The following is a 7,232-nucleotide window of genomic DNA, read 5'->3' as shown; positions in this document are numbered from 1 at the left end:
CATTGCCAATTGGCAGCAAGCTGTGGCCGATATTCAAGCCAGTCCCGATAAAGCGTTAACCTTGGCAGTCGAACGCGATCAAAATATGATTCTTTTATCGCTGACGCCAGACAGCCGAACATTAAAAAGTGGCGAGGTAATTGGTTTTGCGGGTATCGCACCTCAAGTCGAAGCGTGGCCAGAAGGGTATCGTTTTGAATTACAATTTGGTGTTTTGGAGTCGATCGATAGAGCTTTTGACAAAACGGGACAAGTGATTGAATTAACACTAAGCCTATTGAAAAAGTTACTTGTCGGTGATGTGGGTTTAAATAACCTTAGTGGGCCGATTTCAATTGCAAAAGGGGCTGGTACGACCGCTGATTACGGGTTGGTTTACTTTTTAGGTTTTTTAGCCTTAATTAGTATTAACCTTGGAATCATCAACTTAGTGCCACTCCCTATGCTTGACGGTGGCCATTTGCTCTTCTTTGCGATTGAAGCTGTAATAAGACGGCCTGTACCGGAAAAAGTACAAGAAATAGGCTACCGACTCGGAGGCGTGATCATTTTTTCCCTAATGGCGTTGGCAATATTTAACGATTTTACTCGCCTGTGATAGATAAGCATTAGGCAATGGTTTGTAGTAAGGAAGAACTAAAACATATATGGCGATAAAAAAAATCCTGTTAGCGACCTTGCTCGCAACGAGTGTATCAGTCAATGGTGCCGAAAACTTTGTTGTCCAAGACATTCAGATCCAAGGTTTACAACGTGTTGCGCTTGGGGCTGCCTTATTAAAAATGCCAGTGCGCATTGGCGATACTGTTGATGGTCAAGATGTCGCTCAAATTATTCAAGCGTTATATGCTTCGGGTAACTTTGACGATGTGAAAGTGTTACGTGATGGTTCCATTTTGGTGGTTCAAGTTAAGGAACGTCCCACCATTGCCAGCGTTTCTTTCTCTGGTAATAAAGCGATTAAGCAAGAGCAACTTCAGCAAAATTTAGATGCTTCGGGCATCCGCGTCGGAGAAGCGCTCGATCGAACCACATTAAGTAATATTGAAAAAGGGTTAGAAGATTTTTATTACAGCGTGGGTAAGTACAATGCGAACGTGAAAGCCGTAGTCACGCCTTTACCTCGTAACCGTGCTGACTTGAAATTTGTGTTTACCGAAGGTGTGTCGGCTAAAATTCAGCAGATAAACTTTATTGGTAATCAGGTTTTTAGTAACGAAGAGTTGCTGTCGCGTTTTGATCTTAATGTCGACCTCTCATGGTGGAACTTTCTCTCTGATGATAAATATCAGAAACAAGTTCTTGCGGCTGATATTGAAGGCTTACGCAGTTTTTATTTGGATCGTGGCTATCTAAAATTTAAAGTTGACTCCACTCAAGTGGCCATTTCGCCCGATAAAAAAGGGGTTTACATCACTTTAAACCTTAGCGAAGGGCTGCCTTATACCGTTAAAGATGTCCAGTTTCGTGGCGAGCTGATTGGGAAGGAAGCAGAGTTCCGTGCGTTAATTCCTTTTCAATCAGGAGAAACTTATCAAGGTTCCGCTGTGACTCAGTTAGAAGAAGGGATTAAACGTCTACTTGGCGAAGCTGGTTATGCTTATCCTCAAGTACAAACCATTCCGGAATTTGATGACCAAACCCAGCAAGTTTCACTGATTGTACACGTTGAAGCGGGTAAGCGTATGTATGTCCGTGATATTCGTTTTACGGGTAATACCGCGACGCGTGATGAAGTATTACGCCGAGAAATGCGTCAAATGGAAGGCAGTTGGCTTAATTCAAAAGCGATTGATACCGGCAAAGCTCGTCTGAGCCGTCTAGGCTTTTTTGAAACCGTTGATGTACAAACCGTTCGTGTACCTGGAACCGACGATCAAGTGGACTTGGTCTACAGTGTGAAAGAAGCGAATTCAGGTAGTATTAACTTTGGTGTCGGTTATGGAACTGAGTCTGGGGTTAGTTTTACCGTTGGGGTAACCCAAGATAATTTTATGGGAACGGGTAATCGAGTCAGTGTCAATGCGACAACCAATGACTATCAACAAAACGTCACGTTGGAGTATCGAGACCCTTACTGGAATATTGATGGTGTTAGTTTAGGCGGGCGGGTCTTTTATAACAAATTTGAGGCATCAGAAGCTGGGATTGTTGACTATACCAACCAAAGTTATGGCAGTAGCTTAACATGGGGCTTTCCTTTCGATGAGTTAAACCGGTTTGAATTTGGGGTTGGGTACACGCATAACAAAATTGGTAATCTCACCCCTTACCTACAAGTGGAGCAATTTCTCTGTAACTTAGGCGATTGTAACCCTGATAATTTGCTTACCGACGATTTTGATATCAACGTGGCTTGGACGCGTAACAATCTCAATAAAGGGTATTTCCCAACCGCTGGTAATCATCAACGGGCGTTTGCCAAAATGACGGTTCCAGGCTCTGATGCACAATTTTTTAAGCTGCAATATGATGTTCGCCAGTACATTCCTTTGACGAAAAAACATGAATTTACTCTGCTGCTTCGTGGTCGTTTAGGGTATGGTAATGGTTACGGAAAAACCGATGGCAAAGATAACCTTTACCCATTTTATGAAAACTTCTATGCCGGTGGTTTTACTACCTTGCGAGGCTTTGGCTCTAACTCTGCCGGCCCTAAAGCGGTGTATCGTGATTATTCTGGCTCGAATAATGGTAAAGATAGCGCCACTGATGACTCGGTGGGGGGCAACGCCATCGCATTAGCGAGTATGGAATTGATTGTGCCGACGCCGTTTGCTTCTGATGAAGCGCGCAGTCAAGTTCGTACCAGCGTCTTTATTGATATGGCCAGTGTGTGGGATACTGAGTTTGATTATCGTTCTGCGGGAGCGAGTTATGGCAACCGCTATTATTATGATTATTCAGACCCGAGTAAATATCGCGCTTCATATGGGGTCGCTTTACAATGGATGTCTCCAATGGGGCCACTGGTATTCTCCCTTGCTAAACCCATTAAAAAATACGATGGTGATAACGAAGAATTCTTCACATTCACTATCGGACGAACCTTCTAACTTGAGGAAAATATGTTGAAAAATACGATCAAAGCAGCCAGTGTTAGTCTTATTGTTCTTAGTTCTGCCTTGTTTGCTCAGGCTGCAGATGCAGCACAAAAAATTGGTTTCATTAATACCGCACAAGTATTTCAAGCTCTGCCTCAACGTGAAGTGGTTCTTCAGCAAATGCAGGATGAGTTCAAAGATAAAGCGGCAGAGCTACAAAGCTTACAAGCGCAAGCTAAAACGAAAATTGAGAAGTTGAGACGTGATGCCGAGCTAATGAGCCAAGATGACGTTGAAAAACTGCGCATTGAAATCGGGCAACTCGATAGTAAATATAAAATCAAGGCTCAGGCATTAGAACAAGCTTCCGCGCGTCGTGAAAATGAAGAGAAACAAAAACTGTTTAAAATTATTCAAGATGCCGTGCAAAAAGTGGCGGAAAAAGAAGGCTACGACATCATTGTTGATGTCAGTGCGATGCAATATGGTAAAGCAGAATACAATATTTCAGAAAAAGTCATTCAAGCAATTAAATAACAATCATTTTTTTATACTATGAAAACACTGACCTTAGCCGATTTGGCAACCATTACTGGGGGAACGTTGCATGGCGATGCCAGTGCAACCGTCAACGCAGTCGCTCCGATGGATCGAGCGCAAGAAGGAAATGTCACCTTTCTTTCGAATCCTAAATACAGTAAACATCTCGCTCAATGCCAAGCCACTGTGATTATGGTGAAAGAGTCTGAACGTGAATTATGCTCATCCAATGTACTCGTGGTTGCTGACCCCTATGTGGCTTTTGCTAAGGTCGCCCAAGCGTTGGACACCACTCCGTCACCAGCAGCAGAAGGTATCGCTGCCAGTGCAGTTGTGGCGGATGATGTAACCGTAGGGCAGCATGTCTCAATTGGTGCTAATGCGGTGATTGAAACGGGTGTTGTACTGGGTGATCATGTGGTCATTGGTGCGGGCTGCTTTGTTGGTAAGCATGCTCAATTAGGTGAGCATACCAAGCTATGGGCAAACGTCACAATATACCACGGAGTGCAAATTGGGAGTCATTGCTTAATTCAGTCAGGCACTGTGATTGGTGCCGATGGATTCGGTTATGCCAATGAGCGTGGCGAGTGGATAAAAATTCCACAGCTTGGTTCTGTTCGTATCGGTAATCGAGTGGAAATTGGAGCCTGTACCACGATTGACCGTGGTGCACTTGATGATACCGTGATTGAAGATAATGTCATCATCGATAATCAGCTGCAAATTGCGCATAATGTTCATATTGGATACGGTACCGCGATGGCGGGTGGCACCGTGGTTGCTGGCAGTACTCAGATTGGCAAATATTGTATTATTGGCGGTGCTTCTGTTCTTAATGGTCACATCCAGATCGCAGATGGGGTGACGATTACTGGCATGGGGATGGTGATGCGCAGCATCGAAGAAAAAGGTATGTATTCTTCCGGTATTCCACTGCAAACCAATAAAGAGTGGCGCAAAACTGCAGCACGAGTGCATCGAATTGATGAAATGAATAAACGCTTAAAAATAGTAGAAAAACAACTTGAGCAAAAAGCAGACGGTTAATTTTTACTGTTTTGCTAAAAAGGCTCGCAATGTGCGAGTCTTTTTCATCTATAATGCGCCAAGACTCATTTGCTCCCCCTACTGAGGCTGGGAGTTCAACCATTAAATCTATTTTAAATAGGAATATGACTTTGACTACTGAACAGAAAATGATGGATATCACTGAAATTCAGGAGCTTCTTCCGCACCGTTATCCTTTTTTATTGATTGATCGAGTGACTGATTATCAAGAAGGAAAGTACCTTGTTGGGCTTAAGAATGTGTCAGTGAATGAACCTCAGTTTACGGGTCATTTCCCTAAGTTCCCTGTTTTTCCTGGGGTACTTATTCTTGAAGCGATGGCTCAAGCAACTGGATTATTAGCTTTTAAAACCTTTGGCGCGCCTAAAGAAAACGAACTGTATTATTTTGCCAGTATTGATAATGCTAAATTTCGTAAACCGGTAGGGCCTGGGGATCAACTTATTATTGAAGTTGAATTTTTGAAAGAACGTCGCGGAATCGCGCTATTTAACGGTGTCGCTAAAGTGGATGGCGGTATCGTTTGTTCCGCTGAATTAAAATGTGCACGCAGAGAGTTTTAAGATGATTCATCCAACGGCACAAATCCACCCAACCGCGGTGGTGGAAGAAGGCGCTATCATTGGCGCTCAGGTAAAAATTGGCCCATTTTGCTATGTTGACAGTAAAGTCGAAATCGGCGAGGGAACAGAGCTACTGTCTCATGTGGTCGTAAAAGGGCCGACTAAAATGGGTCAAGATAATCGTATTTTTCAGTTCGCTTCGATTGGTGAAGCGTGCCAAGATCTAAAATATGCGGGTGAAGAGACGCAATTGATTATCGGTGATCGCAATACGATTCGAGAAAGCGTCACGATGCATCGTGGTACGATACAGGACCAAGGTGTCACTATTGTAGGTAGTGATAACTTATTTATGATCAATGCACATGTGGCTCATGACTGTGTGGTAGGCGATCGTTGTATTTTTGCCAACAATGCGACTCTCGCTGGGCATGTTCAAGTGGGTAATCAAGCGATTATTGGTGGCATGTCAGCCATTCATCAGTTCTGTCAAGTCGGGGATCACTGTATGATTGGTGGCGGTTCTATCGCGGTACAAGATGTTCCTCCTTATGTCATGGCTCAAGGAAATCACTGTGCACCATTCGGGATTAATATTGAAGGATTGAAACGTCGCGGATTTGAAAAAGCGGAAATCCACGCAATTCGTCGTGCGTATAAAGCCTTGTACCGTAGTGGTCTCACTTTAGAAGAGGCGAAAGTTGAAATTAGTAAAGAAATCGACAATTACCCAGCCGTTAAGCTTTTCCTAAATTTCTTAGAAAACTCAACACGTGGGATCATTCGTTAGTTAGACGACGAACTTGGTTAGGATGTGTTGATCTTTGAGTGAAATTGAATGAGCAAAGGTCTAGGCTTTCTAATTTGTTGGTTGAAAAGATCGCCTCAACTTGGCGATCTTTTGTATTTTAAAGCAGATCAAATCTTGCAAGAGGAGTGAAGCGTGCAACAGCAACCATTACGCATCGGTATTGTCGCGGGGGAGCTTTCAGGAGATACATTGGGCGAAGGTTTTATGAAAGCCATAAAAGCACATCATCCTGATGCTGAATTTGTCGGTATTGGCGGCCCCAAAATGATCGCACAGGGTTGTCAGTCTCTATTTGATATGGAAGAGCTAGCCGTGATGGGGCTAGTCGAAGTGTTAGGGCGTTTACCGCGGCTATTGAAAGTCAAGGCTGAATTGGTACGATTTTTTACCGATAACCCTCCGGATGTTTTCGTCGGGATTGATGCGCCGGACTTCAATCTACGTCTTGAGTTAGATTTGAAAAAAACAGGGATTAAAACGGTCCATTATGTCAGCCCTTCTGTGTGGGCTTGGCGACAAAAGCGTATTTTTAACATAGCGGCGGCGACTCATTTAGTGCTGGCATTTCTTCCTTTTGAGAAAGCCTTTTACGACAAATTTAATGTGCCGTGTGAATTTATCGGCCATACATTGGCCGATAGCATACCGATGCAGCCAGATCAGCAGGCGGCGCAGCAGCTGTTAGGGTTAAACTCCGATAAACGATGGTTAGCGGTGTTACCGGGTAGCCGTAGTGGTGAAATGAAATTATTAGCCGAACCGTTCATTAAAACCTGCCAGCGTCTACAGCAAGATGATCCTGAACTTGGGTTTGTCGTTGCCCTTGTTAATTCGCATCGTCGAGAACAGTTTGAGACTGTATGGCAGAAAGTTGCGCCTGAATTGAATTTTGTTTTGGTGGATGATACCGCTCGCAATGTCATTACCGCCGCGGATGTGGTACTGCTTGCATCGGGAACCGTGGCACTAGAGTGTATGCTACTTAAGCGGCCTATGGTGGTAGGTTACAAAGTGAATGCGATAACGGCCTTTCTAGCCAAACGCTTATTAAAAACTCCCTATGTTTCATTGCCAAATATTTTAGCAGGAAAAGAGCTAGTTAAAGAACTATTACAAGAAGAGTGTACGGTTGATCGTTTGTACCAAGCCGTTCATCAGTTATTAAATAGCGATAATCAAACCTTGATTAATCAGTTTACCGAA

General features: G+C 43.6%; 7 protein-coding genes. All 7 read left to right on the top strand.

The genetic code is table 11. The features are described from left to right. A partial coding sequence (rseP, locus tag B7C60_RS18895; protein WP_245869175.1) for an RIP metalloprotease RseP occupies positions 1-598 on the top strand: 598 nt, incomplete at its 5' end. A gap of 49 nt (positions 599-647) precedes the next feature. Continuing rightward, positions 648-3,056, top strand: a complete 2,409-nt coding sequence (gene bamA / locus B7C60_RS10580; protein WP_099611614.1) for an outer membrane protein assembly factor BamA — start codon at positions 648-650, stop codon at positions 3,054-3,056. Between the two features lie 15 nt (positions 3,057-3,071). Further along, positions 3,072-3,581, top strand: a complete 510-nt coding sequence (locus B7C60_RS10575; protein WP_099611667.1) for an OmpH family outer membrane protein — start codon at positions 3,072-3,074, stop codon at positions 3,579-3,581. 18 nt (positions 3,582-3,599) lie between these two features. Then, positions 3,600-4,634: a UDP-3-O-(3-hydroxymyristoyl)glucosamine N-acyltransferase gene (lpxD, locus tag B7C60_RS10570; RefSeq protein ID WP_099611613.1), complete on the top strand. Its 1,035-nt coding sequence runs from the start codon at positions 3,600-3,602 to the stop codon at positions 4,632-4,634. Positions 4,635-4,786: 152 nt separating this feature from the next. Beyond that, on the top strand, positions 4,787-5,218 hold the full coding sequence (fabZ, locus tag B7C60_RS10565) for a 3-hydroxyacyl-ACP dehydratase FabZ (protein ID WP_170887214.1): 432 nt from the start codon (positions 4,787-4,789) through the stop codon (positions 5,216-5,218). Between the two features lies 1 nt (position 5,219). Further along, the gene (gene lpxA, locus B7C60_RS10560; RefSeq protein ID WP_099611611.1) at positions 5,220-6,008 is read left to right on the top strand and encodes an acyl-ACP--UDP-N-acetylglucosamine O-acyltransferase; all 789 of its coding nucleotides are present in this window, start codon (positions 5,220-5,222) and stop codon (positions 6,006-6,008) included. Between the two features lie 153 nt (positions 6,009-6,161). Continuing rightward, positions 6,162-7,232 (top strand): lipid-A-disaccharide synthase (gene lpxB / locus B7C60_RS10555; protein WP_245869173.1); only part of this gene is annotated, 1,071 nt, incomplete at its 3' end.

The organism is Vibrio fujianensis (genome assembly GCF_002749895.1).
Lineage (GTDB): Bacteria > Pseudomonadota > Gammaproteobacteria > Enterobacterales > Vibrionaceae > Vibrio > Vibrio fujianensis.
This window is presented reverse-complemented; position numbering and strand designations above follow the sequence as displayed.